Raw genomic sequence first — 19,302 nt, 5'->3', positions numbered from 1 at the left:
CAAGATCCTTGCCGAACGTTATCGAAATAGAGGGAAAAGACTCGGTTTGAGATTCAATTTAATTGCTGGAATCTATAACTTGGAGCTGAGTAAAAAATGATTTATGAAAGAAGTCTATTATAACTCATATAATCTCATATATTTTAATAGTGAAAATATTGCATTACAATAAATATCAGTCAATGTGCATTAATGTAAAAAAATTATATAAGATTAAGATATACAATAAAAATATTTTTTCATTTCTCCATAATATTTACAAAATATCAAGACTTAAATTTTATTTTTTCATTTCAATAATTCACTCAATAAAAATTTGATAAAAATAAAATAAGAATAAACTATGTAAAATTTATTTATTTTATGTAGTTTTAATAATATTTTTACACCCTCATTATTTTTTTAATGATATTTATGAATGAATCAAATAATTAATAGATAGTAAATATGTTTAGCTCAGGACCTCTTTCTTCCCATACTCAATATTATTCTCATAATTTGTTACAGCTTATACTCCCCTATTTATCCAGTGATAAAAAGTACTGTTTATTTTTGGATATTGATGGGACAATCTCAGAATTTCATCCTGATCCCTCTCAAAGTTTTATTCCATTCACAACATTAAACACTTTACAGCAGTTAAGTCTTTTTAATGTTTCGGTCATTTTCCTTACCGGTCGTTCAGTCAGAGCAGCCTCACAATTATTGTTTCCTTTAAAAATGCCCATAGCGGGTACGCACGGCCTGGAAATAAAAATAGATGACAACACCCAGTTGAACACTGCTACAGATGATATTAATTTTTCATTACTTCAACAGGATATTCAAAAACGTTGTCATCCCTATCCCCAATTGTTGATTGAAAACAAGACCTATTCTGTTGCCATTCATTATCGTCAATGCCCCGAACTTGCCGATATTGCAAAACATATTGCTGAAGAAGTCCTGAGTACATACGCAGGCCTAACAATAAATGAAGGCAAGTGTGTATTTGAATTGCTACCTAAGCAGGCTGATAAAGGACAGGCGATTCAAACGATATTGGAATATTTAAATTTTGATGAAGTTTTACCTCTTTTTATAGGAGATGACAAAACCGATGAATCGGGTTTTAAAGTCATCAATCACTTGAAAGGTATCAGTATAAAAGTTGGATCAGAACCCACCCATGCCCATTACCGACTGAAAAATGTTGAAGATGCTGCAGATTTTCTTGGTTTATTTTCACAATTCTTGCAAGCACGTTGTTTGAGACTGTCTCAAGTATCAAATGGAGAAAAAGCATGTCTAGATTAATCGTATTATCGAATCGTGTCAGTTTACCCAACCCAGATAAATCTACCGCTGGGGGATTGGCAGTGGCATTACAAGATGCACTAGCTGATATTGGCGGAATCTGGTTGGGCTGGAATGGTGAAAAAATTGCAAAACATCAAGAGCCACACTTTAATCAAACCGAATATAAGGGTGTGGAATACGTTACCTGCCCTTTAACCGAGGAACAGTACCAAAATTATTATTGTGGTTTTGCAAATAATACCTTATGGCCGGCAATGCATGATCGGGCTGATTTAATTGAGTACCAAGCTCAGCAATACGCGACCTATCAACAAGTTAACCACCTATTTGCTAAACAGCTCAAACAAATCGTGCAGCCCGACGATTTGATCTGGGTGCATGATTACCATTTTTTAAGTGTGGCACGTTATTGTCGTGAAATGGGCATGAAAAATAGAATTGGTTTTTTCTTGCATATTCCCTTTGCCGGCTTAAAGATCTGGAATTTAATTCCTACTGCACAATCATTGATTCAAGACCTTTGCCAGTATGATGTGGTGGGTTTACAAACTGAACATGACCAACAGCAGTGTATGCAAGTGTGTAGTCATTACTTGGCAACTCAACCCGTCAATAGCCATATGTTGAACTGCAATCATCATCCGGTCACTGTGCAATGTTATCCCATTGGGGTTAACCCGGAACTGATACAAAAAGTGGCACAGCAAAAAGATGAAAATACTTCTGCTGTCTTTGAATTTGATAGTCTAGGTGATCAACAAACCATTATCAGTGTTGATCGTATTGATTATTCCAAAGGATTAATCGAACGGTTTAATGCCCTGGAAACATTTTTACAAAACAATCCTGAATATCATAAGCATCTTACAGACATACAAATTGCCTGCCCCTGCCGTATGGAAATTGCAGCGTATAAAGATTTATTTGAGCATTTACAGTCGAAGGTCGATTTGATTAATCAGGAATTTTCTCAAGACGACTGGTTACCGATTAACTGTACTCATGCCACCATTTCACATGATGTATTAATGAAAATTTATCGGCAGGCCAATATTTGTTGGGTAAATTCTTTGCGTGACGGGATGAATCTGGTTGCCAAAGAATTTATAGCTGCACAAAATCCTGAAAATCCAGGGGTACTGATTCTTTCAAAATATACCGGTGCAGCAGCGCAAATGTCAGAAGCATTAATGGTCGACCCTGAAAATTGTAGCAGTATGATTCAGGCATTGAAAAAGGCTTTAACTATGGCAAAATCGGAACGTTTAGAACGCTATCAGCAATTAATGAATGGATTAAAAAGTTTTGATATCAATGACTGGCGTAATGCATTTTTAGCCGATCTGAAAGGCGTTGAAAAAGTAAATAACCTCCCGCCCGCTGCCAAAAAAATCTATCCTAAAATTGCGAATTATTGAAAATGAAAATCTTCTATTTTCCAGCTATAAAAAAACAGGCATATCAACTTTTGGATATGCCTGTTTAACTTGAACAAAGTAAATTAAAAATTAAGCAGTTTTGACTTGAGTAAAATAGTTTAAGAAAGCAATGGTTAAAAGTAGAGTCGCAATAAATCCAAAGACGACAGACAAGCCCATCATTTCACTGGTGATTCCAACCAAAGCAGGTCCCAATAAGGAGCCTGTATACGCCATGGTAGAAACACATGACAATGCGGCTGCTTTAGACATGACATTTTGACGGCCTACACGTGAAAACATTACGGGAACAATATTGGAACAGCCTAAACCCAGTAAAGCATAGCCTGATAAAACCACAATCCAGTGAGGAGCAACAACCACCGTAAACAGTCCAAGCGCTGCACAAATTGCACTGTAGATGATGATATTCTTTTCACCCAAAGCCTTGATTAAATACTGCCCTGCAAAACGACCTGAAGTCATGGCGATAGCAAAGCAGGTATAAGCCAGACCAGCCAAAGCAGGTTTTACGCCATATTCATTGATCAGATAAATCCCGCTCCAGTCCATTGCCGAACCTTCTGAAAGAAAGGCAATAAAACACACCAGACCCATCAAAATGATCAACGGACTCGGCAATTTTTTAGTCTGGCTTTTAACTTCAGCAGTATCGGTTTTTGCTTCCTTTTCAATGACCGCTAAACTGTTAGGCACAGCAATTACGCTCAAAACCACTAATAAAATACAAATTGCCACAGCACTCAGCAAAGGGCTCACACCTGCTGCAAGTAAGGCAGTGACCGTCATTACCCCGGCAAGTCCACCTAAACTGCACATGCCATGAAACTGTGACATCATGCTTTTGGCACTGTTTTTTTCAACCATGACCGCTTGAAGATTAATGGCCACGCCCAAGCTACCTGCTGCTGTACCGAACAGGAATAAAGCAATGGCCATGATCAATATGCTGCTGGTTAAGGCAAAGGCTGGTAAAACCATGAGTAACAATAAAACTGCTACGGAAATAATGGCACGACAACCCACTTTTTGGATCAATAAACCTGTCGCAGGCATCGCCAGCATGGAACCTGCACCGATACACAGCAATAAAGTACCGAAATCGGCATGATTCAGATGAAGTCTCTGCTGTGCATAGGGAATAAGTGGTGCCCACGCTGCAGTACTTAGACCTAAACTAAAGAAGCTCAGTAATGTAGATAAACGCTGTGCAGAGTGCCGAGTTGCATGATCCAGATGTGCTGTTTTAGCTAAAAACATATGTGTGCCACCACAAAAAATAGGTTTTTTGGCCGTCCCTTTTCAGGATGATTCCCAGAGAAAAACCCCTGCATACTTATAGAAATTTTCTATAAATTTACAAGGGCTTTAATTTGGCGAAATTATACACAAAAAAAGAGTAAACCAATCCTATTTTTTAGAAATTTTAAAAAATATTTTGTAACTCACAGAGGGATCTAATGAGCTTGGGAGACCAAATAATAAATAGGCAATAAAACTTCAACACCAATTAAAATAACCAATATAAAACAATAATTTACAATTATATTTACATCTAAATAATAATATATTTGAAAAAATTTTAAAAAACATCCTGAAGCTTATTTGACTTTTTATCAGAGAATTTTATTGTGACTATTTAAAAGGAAAACTAAATTTAGATCTGTTATCTATCACTATTTTTTATACTTATTTTATAAGATATAAGACTTATTTTTAAAATCACCTAACGATTCAATATTTTAATTTTATGGCAAGCGTATACCTCTGTGAGTGAAGGCAATTTTAGCTATTGTTTCGACATAAAGTCAGGTTGTCTTTATGAGTTAGTGAATACCTTTCAATTTTCCTTTGAAAAGTAAAATGATTATTCAATCATCTCGATAATCCGATAAAGAAAAAGCCCTCCAGGTTTTACGCTAAAAGGCTTGGTTTTAAACATCAAGATTTCATTATTTTTAATTTATCTTCAATCATCAGATTTTAAAAGTTTACAGATTCATTTTTTGATGCTCTGCATCTGGTTCATTTATTTTACCGCTAAGACTACCTTTAATCACTTTAAAAAGTTGTGTCACTTTATTATCAGTGATGTTCCAATACTCGGCACTGACTGCTTCAGCGACCAAAACCCGCACACTTGGATCTTCTTTTCCAGCGAACCAGTTTTCTGCCCACGGATTCCAAAGTTGATCAATCAAGGTTGGATCTGTACTGATATGTGCATGTGCACTAATGGATACATAAATGCTGTCAGAAGGTTTGGCGAAAGATAATCCAATGTGATTACGGCCAGAATTAACCGCATTGACCAGATCATTGCTGTCTTTCAAGATAAAATAAAGATTATGGCTTTCATTCATATGCTCAGAATTGAGCAGGGTCATCGGCTGTGAATGGATTTCCTGCGTATCAGTGGTGTGACTAATCATGGAAAACCGTACTTCTTTAATCAATTTCCATAATTTTTCGCGATTTTGATTATCTGTCATCATTATTCTCCTAAAACAAAGCTAATAAGTGATCTAATTTTGCGCTTAACTTCTGTTCAAGATTAATTATATTTTTCGGATTTAATATCCTATCTCACTGATTTTATACATTTGCATAATAAAAGCTGTTAGCAATGATCATAAGAAATAACGAAGACCAATTCTGTTACATTTCAGTTTAGAAAGAACGTAATACTATGATTTTTTTGATTGTTAAAATATGCATTCAACATGCTGTCCTGTATAAGACGGATCAGGCATATATTAAATTCGAAGAGATAAATGTTGGATATGCAGTCAAATGACTTAAAAAAGCTACCCCCTCTTTATTTCTGCTGAGGAAATAAAGAGGGAGACATCAATATCAAAATATTCAGTTCATATCATGCAATTTCTTTCAAGTTCAGTTCTTCCTGCATAAATTCACGTAACTTGAACTTCTGCGCCTTACCTGAAGCCGTCATCGGAAATTCATGGAAGAAACGCACATAGCGCGGCACCTTGTTATGCGAAATATGCTCCTGACAATACTGACGGATTGTTTCTTCAGTACATGGATCATTTTCGTGCAGAATGATACAGGCACACAGTTCTTCACCATATCTAGGATCTGGCACACCAATCACCTGTACATCCGAAACTGCCGGGTGAGTATAAAGGAAGTCTTCAATTTCTTTCGGGAACAGGTTCTCACCACCACGAATGACCACATCCTTGATTCGGCCCTTGATTTTGACAAAACCTTCATCATCCATTTCGGCAATATCACCGGTATGCATCCAGCGTGCAGGATCAATGACTTCCTGGGTTTTGTCCTGATCTTCCCAATAACCCAGCATCACGGAATAACCACGTACACACAGTTCACCCAATTGACCACGCGGAACCACCTTGCCCTCTTCATTGACAATTTTCACTTCCAGATGCGGATGTACCCGGCCAACTGTGGTAACACGACGCTCGACACTGTCTGCGGTCGAACTTTGTGCACTGACAGGTGCGGTTTCAGTCATGCCATAACAGATGGTAATGTCAGACATATGCATGCGCTCAATTACACGCTGCATGATCTCTTGCGGACATGGGCTACCGGCCATAATCCCGGTACGCAAGCTGGACAGGTCAAACTCATCAAACTGTTCATGCTCAAGAATGGCGATAAACATGGTTGGCACACCATAAGCCGCCGTACATTTTTCCTGCTGGATGGCTTTCAAACTTTCCAGTGGATTAAATACCGCAGATGGATAAATCATGGCAGAACCATGGGTGATACAAGCCAGATTGCCCATGACCATACCGAAACAATGGAACAATGGCACCGAAATACAGACTCGGTCTTCCGGACCCAGATGAATCGCTTCGCCGACAAAGTAACCGTTATTTAAAATATTGTTGTGGGTCAGCATGGTGCCTTTCGGGTTACCAGTCGTACCCGAAGTGAACTGGATATTAATGGTTTCATCAAACTGCAATTCACTCGCAACTTGTTGTAATTTTGCTAAGGCTTTTTCGCTCGGTTCAACCAGTAAGTCCTGGAAACGATGTAGACCACTATATTCTTGATCATCAATTTTAATGACATGCTTTAAATGCGGCAGTCGTTCTGCCCGGAGTAGTTTAGTGTCCGCATTCTTCAGCTCAGGTGCAATTTTGCTCAAAATTTCCTGATAATCGGTGGTTTTAAACTGCGATGCAATCACCAATCCCTTACAGGAAACCTTGTTCAGCACATATTCCAGCTCATTACTTTTATAGGCAGGATTCAGGTTAACCAGAATAATGCCCGCCTTAAAGGCTGCAAACTGGGTAATGGTCCATTCCACACAGTTCGGCGACCAGATGGCCAGACGGTCACCTTTTTCCAGACCCAATTTCTGCAAACTGCAAGCAAAAGCATTCACTTGCTGTTGCAACTGCTGGTAAGTCAGACGCACATTCTGATGCAAACTGACTATTGCATCAGAATGTGCATATTGTTCGCATGCCTGATCAAACTTTTCACCAATGGTCATGCCCAATAAGGGTTGACTGCTGGTTCCATAGGCATAACTTAACCGTACTTGTGTCATTGAATCGATCTCCTTGATTCTTTGTAATTCTGATTTTCAACTTTACTAATTGTTTTATGATCACGACGACCTTGTCTGTGTGCCTGTTTTTGTGTGCTTATGCTGCTGGGTTTTCCTCCTGTCGACGTACTGCGTTAACACAAAAATCGGCAATCTGTTTGACAAAGTGATCCTTATACTTCTGATCAAACATTACATTACGGGACGGATTCAAAGGTTCGATTACGACGAAGGTCATAGCGCCAACTACACCCAACGCTGCCGTATTCAAATCTTCAAATTCAAATTCTCCATTGACCTTTCCTTCGGCCAGAATCTCCTTAATGCTCTGCTTGAGCAGCTGCTTACTGCGAAAACGCTCATGTTCCATTTCCGGATCAACCGGTTCAAACATCAGCGAATAAGCCAGTTGGGGGCTGTTCATGGCTCGCTTCACAAAAGTTGTAACAGATTTTTGCAATTTCTGTTTTGGCAATAAATCTGAAGCAGCAATGTGATTTAAAATTTCAACTTCAAGCCGAATGGCTTCTGATAAAACCTCAATCAAAATCTGGCTTTTGCTTTCGAAATATCGATATACCAAGCCTGTAGAAACGCCTGCGCGCTCTGCAATCGCCTGAATCGATGCCTCTTTAAAGCCCCCCTGAGTAATCAGTTCACGAGCAGATTTTAAAATCGACAAGCGATTTTGTTCCATTCGTTCCTGCATCAGTGATGATCTTTTATAACTCATAATATTATTCTCAACAAGATAAAATGAATTGTAAATCATTTTGTGAATATAGGTTCACTTTTTTATTTTTTCGTTGTATGTTAGAAAACAAGCACAACAAAAATGCTTTTTTGGACACAACAAATATAACCTCAGGATGGATGAAGAATGAATTTACAAAGCTTGGATTTCGGTTTGGATGAAACTCTTATAGCGCTTCGTGATTCAGTGGCCGCTTTTTGCGCCAAGGAAATTGCCCCTATTGCCCAACAGGTCGACCGTGACAATGAATTTCCGGCTCACCTTTGGAAAAAATTTGGCGAGATGGGCCTGCTTGGTCTGACTGTCAGTGAGGAATATGGCGGTTCAAATTTTGGTTATCTGGCGCACATCATTGCCATGCAGGAAATTTCCCGCGCTTCAGCATCCATTGGCTTGTCCTATGGCGCACATTCTAACCTATGTGTGAACCAAATTAATCGAAATGGTACTAAAGAACAGAAACAGCGTTATTTACCAAAACTGATTTCTGGTGAGTATGTTGGTGCGCTGGCAATGTCTGAACCGAATGCCGGCTCGGATGTGGTGAGCATGAAGCTCAAAGCTGAAGATAAAGGCGATCATTACCTGCTTAACGGTTCAAAAATGTGGATCACCAATGGAGGCGATGCCGATGTATTGGTGGTCTATGCAAAAACCGATTTGCAAGCCGGCGCCAAAGGCATGACTGCGTTTCTGGTTGAGAAAAATATGCCAGGTTTTAGCCACGGCACCCATTTGGACAAACTCGGCATGCGTGGTTCAAACACTTATCCACTGTTCTTTGACAATGTGGAAGTACCGAAAGAAAACGTCATGGGTGGCGTCGGTAATGGCACCAAGGTCCTAATGAGCGGTCTGGACTATGAACGTGCAGTTTTAAGTGCAGGTCCACTGGGCATTATGGATGCTTGTATGGATACTGTGATTCCTTATATTCATGACCGTAAACAGTTTGGTCAGGCGCTGGGTGAATTCCAGCTGATGCAGGGAAAAATTGCCGACATGTATTCTACCTGGTTAGCTTGTAAAGCCTTGGTATATGCCGTTGGTGCAGAGTGTGATAAAGCGGATCATAGCCGTAGCTTACGTAAAGATGCTGCCAGTGCCATTTTATATGCCGCTGAAAAAGCCACCTGGATGGCGGGTGAAACCATTCAGACCCTGGGTGGAAATGGTTATATCAACGAATTTGCTGCTGGCCGTTTATGGCGCGATGCCAAACTGTATGAAATTGGCGCGGGTACTTCAGAAATTCGCCGTATGTTGATTGGTCGTGAACTGTTTAATGAAACAGCCTAAAGATAAATCATAAGCACATAAACAAGGATGTTCGGCATGAATCAATTACAGAGCAAAATTAATATCCGTAGCGAAGAATTTAAGAACAACCAGGCGGCTATGCAAACGCTGGTAAAAGATCTTAAACAAAAAGTCGAAAAAATTGCCCTGGGTGGTGGTGAAACTGCTCGTCAAAAACATTTAGCTCGCGGTAAATTATTACCAAGAGACCGTATTGATCATCTGATCGATCCAGGTACAGCTTTTATTGAAATTGGACAATTGGCTGCCTATCAGGTCTATCAGGATGATGTTCCTGCAGCAGGTGTCGTGGCCGGTGTGGGTCAGGTGAATGGTGTAACCTGCATGATCGTGGCGAATGATGCTACGGTCAAAGGTGGGACTTATTATCCATTGACCGTGAAAAAGCATTTACGTGCCCAAGAAATTGCCGAACAGAACCATTTGCCATGTATCTATCTGGTCGATTCTGGCGGTGCTTATCTGCCTTTACAAGATGAAGTTTTCCCGGATCGTGATCACTTCGGCCGTATCTTCTACAATCAGGCACGTATGTCGAGCCAAGGCATTGCCCAGATTGCTGTGGTGATGGGGAGCTGTACCGCGGGTGGTGCTTATGTACCAGCCATGTCAGATGAAACCATTATTGTGCGTAATCAGGGCACCATTTTCCTCGGTGGCCCTCCTCTGGTCAAAGCAGCCACTGGCGAACTCGTTTCCAGTGAAGACTTAGGTGGCGGTGATGTGCATACCCGCTTGTCTGGCGTGGCTGATCATTTGGCGGAGAATGATGAACATGCGATTGCGATTGCCCGCAATATCGTGGCAAACCTGAACAAAAAGCCAAACAAGACCACAGATGAAATTGAAGCGCCGCTGTTTGACAGTTCAGAACTGTACGGCATTGTGCCAAGTGATGCACGCAAGCCTTTCGATATCCGCGAAGTGATTGCCCGCATTGTCGATGGTTCACGTTTTGACGAGTTCAAGGCACGTTTTGGCACTACATTAGTGACTGGTTTTGCCAAGCTCTATGGCATGCCAGTTGGGATTATCGCCAATAACGGCATTCTGTTTTCCGAATCAGCTCAAAAAGGTGCGCATTTTATTGAACTGTGTACCCAGCGCAATATTCCTTTGATTTTCCTGCAAAACATTACCGGCTTTATGGTCGGACGCCAGTATGAAAATGAAGGCATTGCCAAAAATGGTGCCAAGCTGGTGATGGCGGTGGCCAATGCCAATGTCCCGAAACTGACCCTGGTGATTGGCGGTTCTTTTGGTGCCGGTAACTATGGTATGTGTGGCCGTGCCTACTCACCACGCTTTATGTGGACCTGGCCAAACTCGCGTATTTCGGTGATGGGCGGTGAACAGGCATCTAGCGTTTTGTCGACCTTAAAACGTGATCAAATTGAGCAAAAAGGCGACAACTGGTCAGCGGAAGAAGAAGACCAGTTTAAACAACCAATTCGTGAGCAGTACGAACGTCAGGGCCATCCTTATTATGCGTCTGCACGTTTATGGGATGATGGTGTGATTGATCCGGCGCAATCGCGTGAAGTATTGGCTCTCAGTCTTGCTGCAGCCCTGAATGCACCAATCCAGCCAACCAAATTCGGCGTGTTCCGCATGTAAGAGGTGACAAAAATGACATATCAGTTTTTACAGCTCGAACAGCAGGATCAGGTCGCTACGGTCTGGATTAATCGTGCCGAACTGCACAATGCTTTTAATACCCAGGTGATTGAAGAATTACACGCCTGCTTTCAACACCTAAATACCCGTGATGATGTGCGTGTGGTGATTCTGGCTGGGCGTGGCAAAAGCTTCTCGGCTGGTGCTGATCTGAACTGGATGAAACAGGCGGGTCAGGCATCACAGGCAGATAACGAAGCAGATGCCTTGAAACTGGCGAAGATGTTGCAAAGCCTGGCAACCTTGAAACAGCCAACGATTGCCCGTGTGCAAGGCATTGCTTTCGGCGGTGGCATGGGACTGGCTTCTGCCTGTGATATCTGCATTGCCAGTACTGATGCCAAATTTGCCACTTCAGAAGTACGTTTAGGACTAGCCCCTTCCACCATTAGTCCTTATGTGATTCGCGCGATTGGTGCGCGTCAGGCTTCGCGTTATTTTCTGACTGCAGAGCGGATTTCCGCGGAACAGGCAAAAACCATCGGACTGGCACATGAAGTCACCACACCGGAACAGCTCGACAACAAAATTGATGAAATTGTTGAAGCATTATTACTCGGTGGACCTGCTGCACAAAATGCATCGAAACAGCTGATCCAGCTGGTCGACCAGCAAGTCCTGACCGAAGAACTGCTACTCAAGACAGCACAGCATATTGCCCATGTTCGCCAGGGAGATGAGGCGAAAAATGGCCTGAATGCATTTTTAAACAAACAAAGCCCGGCTTGGATCAAGACCACGGCATAACAACGAGAAGGATCCTACAATGTTTGAAAAGATTTTAATTGCCAACCGTGGTGAAATTGCCTGCCGTGTCATTCGTACAGCGAAGAAATTAGGGATTGCCACCGTTGCTGTCTACTCCGATGCCGATGCGCAGGCACAGCATGTGAAACTGGCCGATGAAGCGATCTATATTGGTGAATCACCAGCCGCACAAAGCTATTTGCAAATTGACCGTATTATTCAGGCAGCAAAAATGACTGGTGCCCAGGCGATTCACCCGGGTTATGGTTTCCTGTCTGAAAATGACCAGTTTGCCGGAGCATGCCAAGCCAATAACATCACTTTTATTGGTCCGCCGGTGGATGCCATTTTAGCCATGGGTCTAAAAGCCACCTCTAAAGCACTCATGGAAAAAGCCGGTGTACCTTTAACACCCGGCTATCACGGTACCAATCAGGATGCTGATTTTCTGAAACAGCAGGCAGACAGTATTGGTTATCCGGTGCTGATTAAAGCCAGTGCTGGCGGTGGCGGTAAAGGCATGCGTCTGGTGGAACGCAGCGAAGATTTCCTGAGTTCACTAGCCTCATGTAAGAGTGAAGCCCGTTCCAGCTTTGGTAATGAGGATGTGCTGATAGAACGTTATGTGATTCAACCACGTCATATTGAAGTGCAAGTCTTTGGTGATACGCATGGCAACTATGTGCATCTGTTTGAGCGTGATTGCTCGGTACAACGTCGCCACCAGAAAGTACTGGAAGAAGCCCCGGCGCCAAAAATGCCAGAACACAAACTTGAAGCGATGCGTCAGGCGGCAATTGATGCCGCTCGTGCAGTGAACTATGTCGGTGCCGGTACGGTAGAGTTCATCGTTGAGCAGGATGGTACTGCTTATTTCATGGAAATGAACACCCGCTTGCAGGTTGAACATCCGGTCACTGAAATGATTACTGGACAGGATCTGGTGGAATGGCAACTGCGCGTAGCTTTTGGTGAACCTTTACCGAAACAGCAGCATGAATTGCAGATTCACGGTCATGCGCTTGAAGCCCGTGTTTATGCTGAAGAGCCGGAAAAAGGCTTTATCCCGGCGATTGGCCAGATCAGCTATCTGCATTATCCAGAACAAAATGACTATGTCCGCGTTGATAGTGGCATTGTCGAAGGTGATGAAATCAGCACCTATTATGATCCGATGATTGCCAAACTGATTGTCTGGGGTAAAAACCGTGAAGCAGCTTTAACCCAGATGCATCATGCGCTGGGTCATTTCCATGTCGATGGCTTGGGCAACAATATTGCTTTCCTTGACCGGCTAGTGCTGTGCGACTCATTCAAAAATGCAAACCTAGACACTGGCCTGATCCAGCGTGAAGAAGAATTCTTGCTCAAGCCTTCTGCTGATATCAGTGCCGAACTGGTGGTCAGTGCTGCACTGATTGAACTACTTTCACGTCAAGCACAGAATCCCGTTCCAAGCAATCCGGTGTGGCAGCAAAAAGCATTCTGGCGCCTGAACCAGCAGAATAGCCATACAGTGCAATTACAACGTAATGGTTTTACCCTAAAAGTTCAGTTCAATACTCAGGATCAAGGCTTCATTGCCAGCTATAACGGTCAGCAGATTCAAATTCAGGGCCAGCTTATTGATGCAAATACCTTAGCGTTGCAACTGGCAGGCAAACAGCAAAAACTGTCCTTTAGTCAGACTGCACAAGGCATTACCCTGTTCCATCAAGGCCAAAGCTACAAGTTTACTTATCTGAAAAATGACTTTAACAGTCAGGATGAACAAGGTGCTGAAAATAACCTGACTGCACCGATGCCAGGTGTAATTACCCAGGTACTGGTGGCAGCCAATGACAAGGTGAAAAAAGACGATGTGCTGATGACGCTGGAAGCCATGAAAATCGAATATTCGATTCGTGCACCACATGACGGCATCATCGCAAGTTCATATTTCCAAAAGGGTGATCAAGTCAAAGCCGGTGATGAACTGGTCGAGTTCCAGCCGCTGGCGGAGGAAGTCGCATGACGGATTTTGTCAAAATCGTAGAAGTCGGGCCACGCGATGGCCTGCAAAATGAAAAAACGCCACTGACCCTGGATGACCGGAAAAACCTGATTCTAGACCTGATGAAAACCGGTTTGCAGTCAATTGAAGTTGGCTCCTGTGTCTCAGCCAAATGGGTGCCGCAAATGGCAGACAGTGATGCACTGTTTGCCAGCCTACCTCAAGATCCAAATATTCAGTTCAGTTTGTTAACCCCGAACATGAAAGGATTTGAGTCTGCACTGGCTGTGGGCTGCAAAGAGGTTGCGGTATTTACCGCAGCTTCTGAAAGCTTTACCCGCAAAAACATCAACTGCTCGATTGATGAAAGTTTTGAGAAGTTTGCCAATGTCATGGCAGCAGCCAAAGCCAATGATATCAAGGTGCGTGGTTATGTGTCCTGTATGGTCGACTGCCCTTATGAAGGCGCGATTGGTCCCAAACAAGTGGTGAAAGTTACTCAGCGCTTACTGGAGATGGGCTGTTATGAAGTGTCTCTGGGTGAAACCATTGGTACAGCGACACCAGATCGGGTGAAAAACGTCTGGGAGGCCTGTCTGGCTGAACTTGATGCCAAAGTGTTGGCAGGTCATTTTCATAATACCTACGGCATGGCGATTGCCAATATTTATCAGTCACTGTTGCAAGGCATTCGGGTCTTTGATTCCTCCATTGCCGGCTTAGGAGGTTGCCCTTATGCCAAAGGGGCTTCCGGTAATGTCTCAACCGAAGACCTGTATTACCTGCTCTCCAAGATGGGCTTTGAAACCGGAATTCAGCTGGACGCCCTGATGCAAGCCAGCCGTAATATCAGTGAAGTTTTGCAACGTAATAATCCATCCAATTATGCCAATGCCTATTGGCAAAAAGCCTGTGCTTAAAAATAATCATGCTTGAGTAAAATGACCTCAAGCAACCATAAGGATATAAGCAGCAGCCCAAATCTGCTGCAACAACAATAGAGGTGACAAGATGTCAAACAAGGTCTATGACAGCGCTCAAGCCGCCTTAAAAGGTGTGGTGCAAGATGGTCATACCCTGGCGGTCGGCGGTTTTGGTTTATGTGGTATTCCGGAAGTTTTAATTGCCGCATTAAAACAGACCGGTGCTACAAACCTGACCTGTATTTCCAATAATGCCGGTGTAGACGGTTTTGGTCTGGGGCTATTGCTAGAAACCAAACAGATAAAAAAAATGATCTCCTCTTATGTCGGTGAAAATAAAGAGTTTGAACGTCAATATTTAAACGGCGAACTGGAAGTTGAACTGACCCCGCAAGGGACTTTGGCAGAGAAATTACGTGCTGGCGGCGCAGGTATTCCGGCATTTTTTACCGCGACTGGTGTAGGTACCGTGATTGCTGAAGGTAAAGATGTTCGCGAATTTAACGGTAAATCCTACATTCTGGAAGAGTCTTTGACTGCCGATGTGGCTTTGGTCAAAGCCTATAAGGCAGATAAAGCAGGCAACCTGATTTTCCGCAAAACCGCCCAGAACTTTAATCCGGTCTGTGCCATGGCCGGTAAAGTTACCATCGCTGAAGTGGAAGAAATTGTCGAGATTGGCGCGCTGGATCCGGACGAAATCCATCTACCTGGTATTTATGTGAACCGAATTGTCTTAAATACCCAACCAGAAAAACGCATTGAACAGATGACTTTAAAGGCGGAGGCTTGATCTCATGGCTTGGACACGTAATGAAATGGCGCAGCGCGCTGCACAAGAACTTGAAGATGGTTTCTATGTCAATTTAGGGATTGGCCTGCCAACATTGGTAGCGAACTATATTCCGGAAAATATCAATGTCTGGCTGCAGTCAGAAAATGGTTTATTGGGGATTGGTGAATTTCCTACAGCTGAAACCGTAGATCCCGACCTGATCAATGCCGGTAAACAGACTGTGACTGCCCGCCAAGGTGCTTCCTTCTTTTCCAGTGCCGACTCCTTTGCCATGATCCGTGGCGGTCATGTCAATATTGCCATTCTGGGTGCCATGGAAGTCTCGGAAACTGGCGATCTGGCCAACTGGATGATTCCAGGTAAAAAAGTCAAAGGTATGGGCGGTGCGATGGATCTGGTCGCAGGTGTACAAAAAGTTGTGGTGCTCATGGAACACTGCGCCAAAGATGGCACGCCTAAAATTGTTCCACAATGCAGCTTACCGTTGACTGGTCAGGCTGTCGTCAACCGTATTATTACTGACCTCGGAGTATTGGATGTCACTCCTGATGGGATTCGACTGGTTGAACTGGCGCCAGATGTGAGTTTTGAGGAAATTCAGAAAGTCACTGGCGTATCTTTACTTCGCAACGCTGCCTGATCCACCTGCTCCACCCAGCCCTTAAAAATGAAATGTTTTAAGGGCAAGCTCTTTTCGGCATGGAGTCGAAGTGGCTAAATAAAACAGCCTTTAAAATGCGACCCGTGTAAATTGTATTTATTGTCGATCGAAACCTGAATTCAGCACTTCATCTCTGGATTTAACTTATCAACAGTAGGCTCAGTAAATTGCTATAATCATCAATCTTTTTATCTTTCCAGAACCTGTCCTGACAGCTTCTTAGCACTTCATATGTCTAGAAATCTTGCAACATTGATCGGTTTTAGTGCAATTTTGCAATGGTCTTCAATTGTGGGTTTGCTAAAAAAAATCAGTGCAAGTATCGGTGCAGATTTGGCTGTCACCCTGATGTATAGCTTCAGTGCCTGCATCCTGCTGCTGTTATTTCGTATTCCCAATTTAAAGCAGATTTCCAAAAGTTATCTCGTTTTTGCCGCCGTTCTATTTGTCATTTATGAGCTGTGTTTTTCTTATGCGATTGCCCTGTCGCAAACGCCACAACAAGCGATTGAAGTGAGCCTGGTCAATTATTTATGGCCCAGTTTAACCATTGTCATGCTAATTATTTTTAAAGAGGTCAAGTTTAACGTCTTTGTTATTTTGGGTTTAGTAGTCAGTTTGTTGGGAATTGTGCTGACACAAATGGGCAATAATTCAATGAGCTGGGCGACCATCTCGCATAATATTCAAGCCAATCCCACCAGTTATGTGCTGGCATTTTTGGGTGCAAGCTTGTGGTCACTTTATTGTGTAATTACCAAAAAATACAGCCAGGGTCATAACCCGATTACCCTATTCTTTGTTGCCATTAGCCTGGTGCTCTGGATTAAATTATTTTTCACTCATGATTTCTCAGCAATCCCGCACTTTGACCCGAGCACCTGCCTGTATTTGTTGCTGGTTTCCTGTGTTACTGCGCTCGGTTATGCCGCATGGAATGTCGGAATCATTAAAGGCAATATCACGATTTTGGTGACTCTGTCCTATTTCAGCCCGATCTTTTCAACTTTAATTTCGATGTGGATTTTACAAACCCAACTATCTATCGAATTTTGGCAAGGTGTCATTTTAGTGACCTTCGGTTCTTTCATCTGCTGGATTTCTACCAATTGGCAAGCCATCAAAGCAAAATTATTCGAGGTTTTAAAAGTCTCATAAATTTGAAGTAATCACTTTAACTGCTACATATTCATTAAAAATTGATTTAAAAGTGGCATCCATTTTGCTTAACAGTATTACGTTTTATAAAAATAGTAATATTGGGGCAAAATAAATATGGGTTATGTTGCAAGAGAACTCAGTCCAAAGAATAAGCTACTACTTGGCTTAGGTTCTTTCCTGATCCCCATCCTGATTTGGTGCGCAGTGAGTTATTTACCCTTCATCTGGCATCCACAAGTACAAATTACCAACTCCGGCAGTGTGGCCTATTTACAGGTCGAAAGCCGTGTTGACAGAAGTATTTATGCTGCAGAAGCGCAAAATGCGGTCAATGCAGGTGCCGAGCCACCACAAGGTAAACTGGTCAATCCGATCTATTTACCTGCGCCGCATGAAGTCGCCACAGCCTTAGTAACTGCTTTTATTACGCCACCGGCTCAAGCGGATGCACCCTGGTTTCATCAAAGCCTTTGGCACAGTATCAAGCTGGTGTTTAGTGCCTTTTTCATTGCTTCGTTAATCGGTATTCCACTGGGTATCCTGTGCGGTTTTTCACAAAAAATATCCCAGCTGACTGAACCCTTTGTCGAGTTTTTCCGTTACTTGCCTGCACCAGCCTTTGGTGCACTGGCTGTGGCTATTTTAGGGATCAACGATGCACCAAAAATTGCCATTATTGTGATTGGAACCCTGTTTCAGCAAATTTTGATCATTGCCAATACCACCCGCATGGTCGATCGCGGTTTGATTGAAGCCGGTTATACCCTGGGCACCAACAAGCTGAAAAGCCTGTTTCATGTGGTGATTCCTGCTGCACTACCAGATATTTATCGCGATTTACGCGTACTTTTAGGTTGGGCATGGACCTATCTAATTGTTTCTGAATTGATTGGCACTACCTCCGGGATCACCTGGTTTATCACCCAACAAGCGCGCTATCAAAACTTTGACAATGTCTATGCTGCTATCCTGATTATCGGGGTGATTGGACTGATCTGTGATGTAGCCTTGATGAAACTGGGACAACAGCTATTTAAATGGAAAGCAGGAGCAAAATAATGACAACCACAGAATTTAATGCCAAAGCTTATTTTGATGCGATTTATGCCCGCCCTGTCATTCTAGAAGCGAAAAAACTCAGCCAGGTGTTTAAGCATGGTAAAACTGAACGCACAATTTTGAATCAGCTGGATTTGAAAATTCATAAACGCGAGTTTATCTGTGTAATTGGGCCATCAGGCTGCGGTAAATCTACCTTCAGCCGTGTGGTGGCAGGTCTAGACCCCTATAGCAGTGGTGAATTGCTGGTGGACGGTGCAGCCATTACTGGCCCAAGTCCGGAACGCGGCATGGTGTTTCAGGGCTATACCCTGTTTCCATGGAAAACGGTGAAAGAAAATGTGATGTTTGGTCCGAAAATGAAAGGTGCCAGCAACGCGACAGCTGAAGCACAGGCACGTGAATGGATCAATATCATTGGGCTGGACAAATACGAAAACCAGTATCCACATCAGCTGTCTGGCGGCATGAAACAACGCGTAGCGATTGCCCGTGCCCTGGTCAATGAACCGAAAATCTTGCTCATGGATGAACCTTTTGGTGCACTCGACCCGCATACCCGGCAAAAAATGCAGCGCCATTTGATGGATTTGTGGCAAAACATTGATATTACAATCATCTTTGTGACGCACGATATGGATGAAGCCATTCTTTTAGCTGACCGTATTGTGGCTTTAAAAGCCAATCCGGGTGAAATCAAAGAAATTATTGAGGTTGACCTGCCTAGACCACGCAGCCCTGAATTGATGCTCACAGCGGAATTTAAAAAGCTACGTGAACGGGTCGATTATCTGGTGCACGCACAGGAAGATGAACTCGACCCTGCACTGGAAGACTTACCGAAAATTCCACGGATGACCCAAGTCAGTAGCCAAAAATAATTTTGCATGAATCTTTAAGGCTTTAGTT

16 protein-coding genes and 1 pseudogene are annotated in these 19,302 nt (G+C 42.8%); 13 read left to right on the top strand and 4 right to left on the bottom strand.

Translation table 11 applies throughout. The annotated features are described in order from the left end of the window. The 3 genes and pseudogenes from ACE01R_RS09485 to ACE01R_RS09475 all read left to right on the top strand — a co-directional run. A pseudogene (locus tag ACE01R_RS09485) lies at window positions 1-100 on the top strand (IS5/IS1182 family transposase); the annotation flags it as partial. A 347-nt stretch (window positions 101-447) separates the two neighbouring features. Continuing rightward, the gene (otsB, locus tag ACE01R_RS09480) at window positions 448-1,296 is read left to right on the top strand and encodes a trehalose-phosphatase (RefSeq protein ID WP_395550790.1); all 849 of its coding nucleotides are present in this window, start codon (window positions 448-450) and stop codon (window positions 1,294-1,296) included. Beyond that, window positions 1,284-2,717, top strand: coding sequence for a trehalose-6-phosphate synthase (locus tag ACE01R_RS09475; protein ID WP_395550789.1), 1,434 nt, complete (start codon window positions 1,284-1,286; stop codon window positions 2,715-2,717). The genes otsB and ACE01R_RS09475 overlap by 13 nt, the downstream gene beginning before the upstream one ends. A 90-nt stretch (window positions 2,718-2,807) precedes the next feature. Here the strand turns inward: ACE01R_RS09475 and ACE01R_RS09470 are convergent, their stop codons facing one another. The 4 genes from ACE01R_RS09470 to ACE01R_RS09455 all read right to left on the bottom strand — a co-directional run bounded on the left by ACE01R_RS09470 (window position 2,808) and on the right by ACE01R_RS09455 (window position 8,035). After that, window positions 2,808-3,998, bottom strand: a complete 1,191-nt coding sequence (locus ACE01R_RS09470; protein ID WP_395550788.1) for an MFS transporter — start codon at window positions 3,996-3,998, stop codon at window positions 2,808-2,810. A gap of 731 nt (window positions 3,999-4,729) precedes the next feature. Next, window positions 4,730-5,230 (bottom strand): pyridoxamine 5'-phosphate oxidase family protein, encoded by a 501-nt coding sequence (locus tag ACE01R_RS09465; protein WP_395550792.1) that lies wholly within the window; start codon window positions 5,228-5,230, stop codon window positions 4,730-4,732. A gap of 383 nt (window positions 5,231-5,613) precedes the next feature. Further along, window positions 5,614-7,302, bottom strand: coding sequence for an AMP-binding protein (locus ACE01R_RS09460; protein WP_395550787.1), 1,689 nt, complete (start codon window positions 7,300-7,302; stop codon window positions 5,614-5,616). 97 nt (window positions 7,303-7,399) lie between these two features. Continuing rightward, window positions 7,400-8,035 (bottom strand): TetR/AcrR family transcriptional regulator, encoded by a 636-nt coding sequence (locus tag ACE01R_RS09455; protein WP_395550786.1) that lies wholly within the window; start codon window positions 8,033-8,035, stop codon window positions 7,400-7,402. 147 nt (window positions 8,036-8,182) lie between these two features. Here ACE01R_RS09455 and ACE01R_RS09450 point away from each other — a divergent pair, with 147 nt between their 5' ends. From ACE01R_RS09450 to ACE01R_RS09405, 10 genes are all read left to right on the top strand, one after another. Next, window positions 8,183-9,355, top strand: a complete 1,173-nt coding sequence (locus tag ACE01R_RS09450) for an isovaleryl-CoA dehydrogenase (RefSeq protein WP_395550785.1) — start codon at window positions 8,183-8,185, stop codon at window positions 9,353-9,355. Window positions 9,356-9,391: 36 nt separating this feature from the next. Beyond that, window positions 9,392-10,993 (top strand): carboxyl transferase domain-containing protein, encoded by a 1,602-nt coding sequence (locus tag ACE01R_RS09445; protein ID WP_395550784.1) that lies wholly within the window; start codon window positions 9,392-9,394, stop codon window positions 10,991-10,993. 12 nt (window positions 10,994-11,005) lie between these two features. Further along, window positions 11,006-11,800 (top strand): enoyl-CoA hydratase/isomerase family protein, encoded by a 795-nt coding sequence (locus ACE01R_RS09440; protein WP_395550783.1) that lies wholly within the window; start codon window positions 11,006-11,008, stop codon window positions 11,798-11,800. Between the two features lie 19 nt (window positions 11,801-11,819). After that, the gene (locus ACE01R_RS09435) at window positions 11,820-13,814 is read left to right on the top strand and encodes an acetyl/propionyl/methylcrotonyl-CoA carboxylase subunit alpha (RefSeq protein WP_395550782.1); all 1,995 of its coding nucleotides are present in this window, start codon (window positions 11,820-11,822) and stop codon (window positions 13,812-13,814) included. Beyond that, the gene (locus tag ACE01R_RS09430; protein WP_395550781.1) at window positions 13,811-14,713 is read left to right on the top strand and encodes a hydroxymethylglutaryl-CoA lyase; all 903 of its coding nucleotides are present in this window, start codon (window positions 13,811-13,813) and stop codon (window positions 14,711-14,713) included. The genes ACE01R_RS09435 and ACE01R_RS09430 overlap by 4 nt, the downstream gene beginning before the upstream one ends. Window positions 14,714-14,804: 91 nt before the next feature. Further along, window positions 14,805-15,509, top strand: coding sequence for a CoA transferase subunit A (locus tag ACE01R_RS09425; RefSeq protein WP_395550780.1), 705 nt, complete (start codon window positions 14,805-14,807; stop codon window positions 15,507-15,509). Window positions 15,510-15,513: 4 nt separating this feature from the next. Next, window positions 15,514-16,152 (top strand): CoA transferase subunit B, encoded by a 639-nt coding sequence (locus ACE01R_RS09420; RefSeq protein ID WP_395550779.1) that lies wholly within the window; start codon window positions 15,514-15,516, stop codon window positions 16,150-16,152. A 252-nt stretch (window positions 16,153-16,404) separates the two neighbouring features. Then, window positions 16,405-17,331 carry an aromatic amino acid DMT transporter YddG gene (gene yddG / locus ACE01R_RS09415; protein ID WP_395550778.1) on the top strand — a complete coding sequence of 309 codons (927 nt, stop codon included), beginning with the start codon at window positions 16,405-16,407 and terminating at the stop codon, window positions 17,329-17,331. 117 nt (window positions 17,332-17,448) lie between these two features. Next, window positions 17,449-18,393, top strand: a complete 945-nt coding sequence (locus ACE01R_RS09410) for an ABC transporter permease (protein WP_395550777.1) — start codon at window positions 17,449-17,451, stop codon at window positions 18,391-18,393. Continuing rightward, window positions 18,393-19,274: an ABC transporter ATP-binding protein gene (locus ACE01R_RS09405; protein ID WP_395550776.1), complete on the top strand. Its 882-nt coding sequence runs from the start codon at window positions 18,393-18,395 to the stop codon at window positions 19,272-19,274. The genes ACE01R_RS09410 and ACE01R_RS09405 overlap by 1 nt, the downstream gene beginning before the upstream one ends. Window positions 19,275-19,302: the final 28 nt, after the last annotated feature.

Source organism: Acinetobacter sp. BSP-28 (assembly GCF_044130285.1).
GTDB lineage: Bacteria > Pseudomonadota > Gammaproteobacteria > Pseudomonadales > Moraxellaceae > Acinetobacter.
Note: the sequence above shows the minus strand (reverse complement) of the source record. Positions and strands in the feature narration are given on the sequence as shown.

Coding starts and splice junctions, on each gene's coding strand:
- ACE01R_RS09470 (WP_395550788.1), bottom strand. CDS start 3,998: ATGTTTTTAGCTAAAACAGCACATCTGGATCATGCAACTCGGCACTCT.
- ACE01R_RS09430 (WP_395550781.1), top strand. CDS start 13,811: ATGACGGATTTTGTCAAAATCGTAGAAGTCGGGCCACGCGATGGCCTG.
- otsB (WP_395550790.1), top strand. CDS start 448: ATGTTTAGCTCAGGACCTCTTTCTTCCCATACTCAATATTATTCTCAT.
- ACE01R_RS09440 (WP_395550783.1), top strand. CDS start 11,006: ATGACATATCAGTTTTTACAGCTCGAACAGCAGGATCAGGTCGCTACG.
- ACE01R_RS09455 (WP_395550786.1), bottom strand. CDS start 8,035: ATGAGTTATAAAAGATCATCACTGATGCAGGAACGAATGGAACAAAAT.
- ACE01R_RS09425 (WP_395550780.1), top strand. CDS start 14,805: ATGTCAAACAAGGTCTATGACAGCGCTCAAGCCGCCTTAAAAGGTGTG.
- ACE01R_RS09460 (WP_395550787.1), bottom strand. CDS start 7,302: ATGACACAAGTACGGTTAAGTTATGCCTATGGAACCAGCAGTCAACCC.
- ACE01R_RS09410 (WP_395550777.1), top strand. CDS start 17,449: ATGGGTTATGTTGCAAGAGAACTCAGTCCAAAGAATAAGCTACTACTT.
- yddG (WP_395550778.1), top strand. CDS start 16,405: ATGTCTAGAAATCTTGCAACATTGATCGGTTTTAGTGCAATTTTGCAA.
- ACE01R_RS09420 (WP_395550779.1), top strand. CDS start 15,514: ATGGCTTGGACACGTAATGAAATGGCGCAGCGCGCTGCACAAGAACTT.
- ACE01R_RS09475 (WP_395550789.1), top strand. CDS start 1,284: ATGTCTAGATTAATCGTATTATCGAATCGTGTCAGTTTACCCAACCCA.
- ACE01R_RS09405 (WP_395550776.1), top strand. CDS start 18,393: ATGACAACCACAGAATTTAATGCCAAAGCTTATTTTGATGCGATTTAT.
- ACE01R_RS09435 (WP_395550782.1), top strand. CDS start 11,820: ATGTTTGAAAAGATTTTAATTGCCAACCGTGGTGAAATTGCCTGCCGT.
- ACE01R_RS09445 (WP_395550784.1), top strand. CDS start 9,392: ATGAATCAATTACAGAGCAAAATTAATATCCGTAGCGAAGAATTTAAG.
- ACE01R_RS09465 (WP_395550792.1), bottom strand. CDS start 5,230: ATGACAGATAATCAAAATCGCGAAAAATTATGGAAATTGATTAAAGAA.
- ACE01R_RS09450 (WP_395550785.1), top strand. CDS start 8,183: ATGAATTTACAAAGCTTGGATTTCGGTTTGGATGAAACTCTTATAGCG.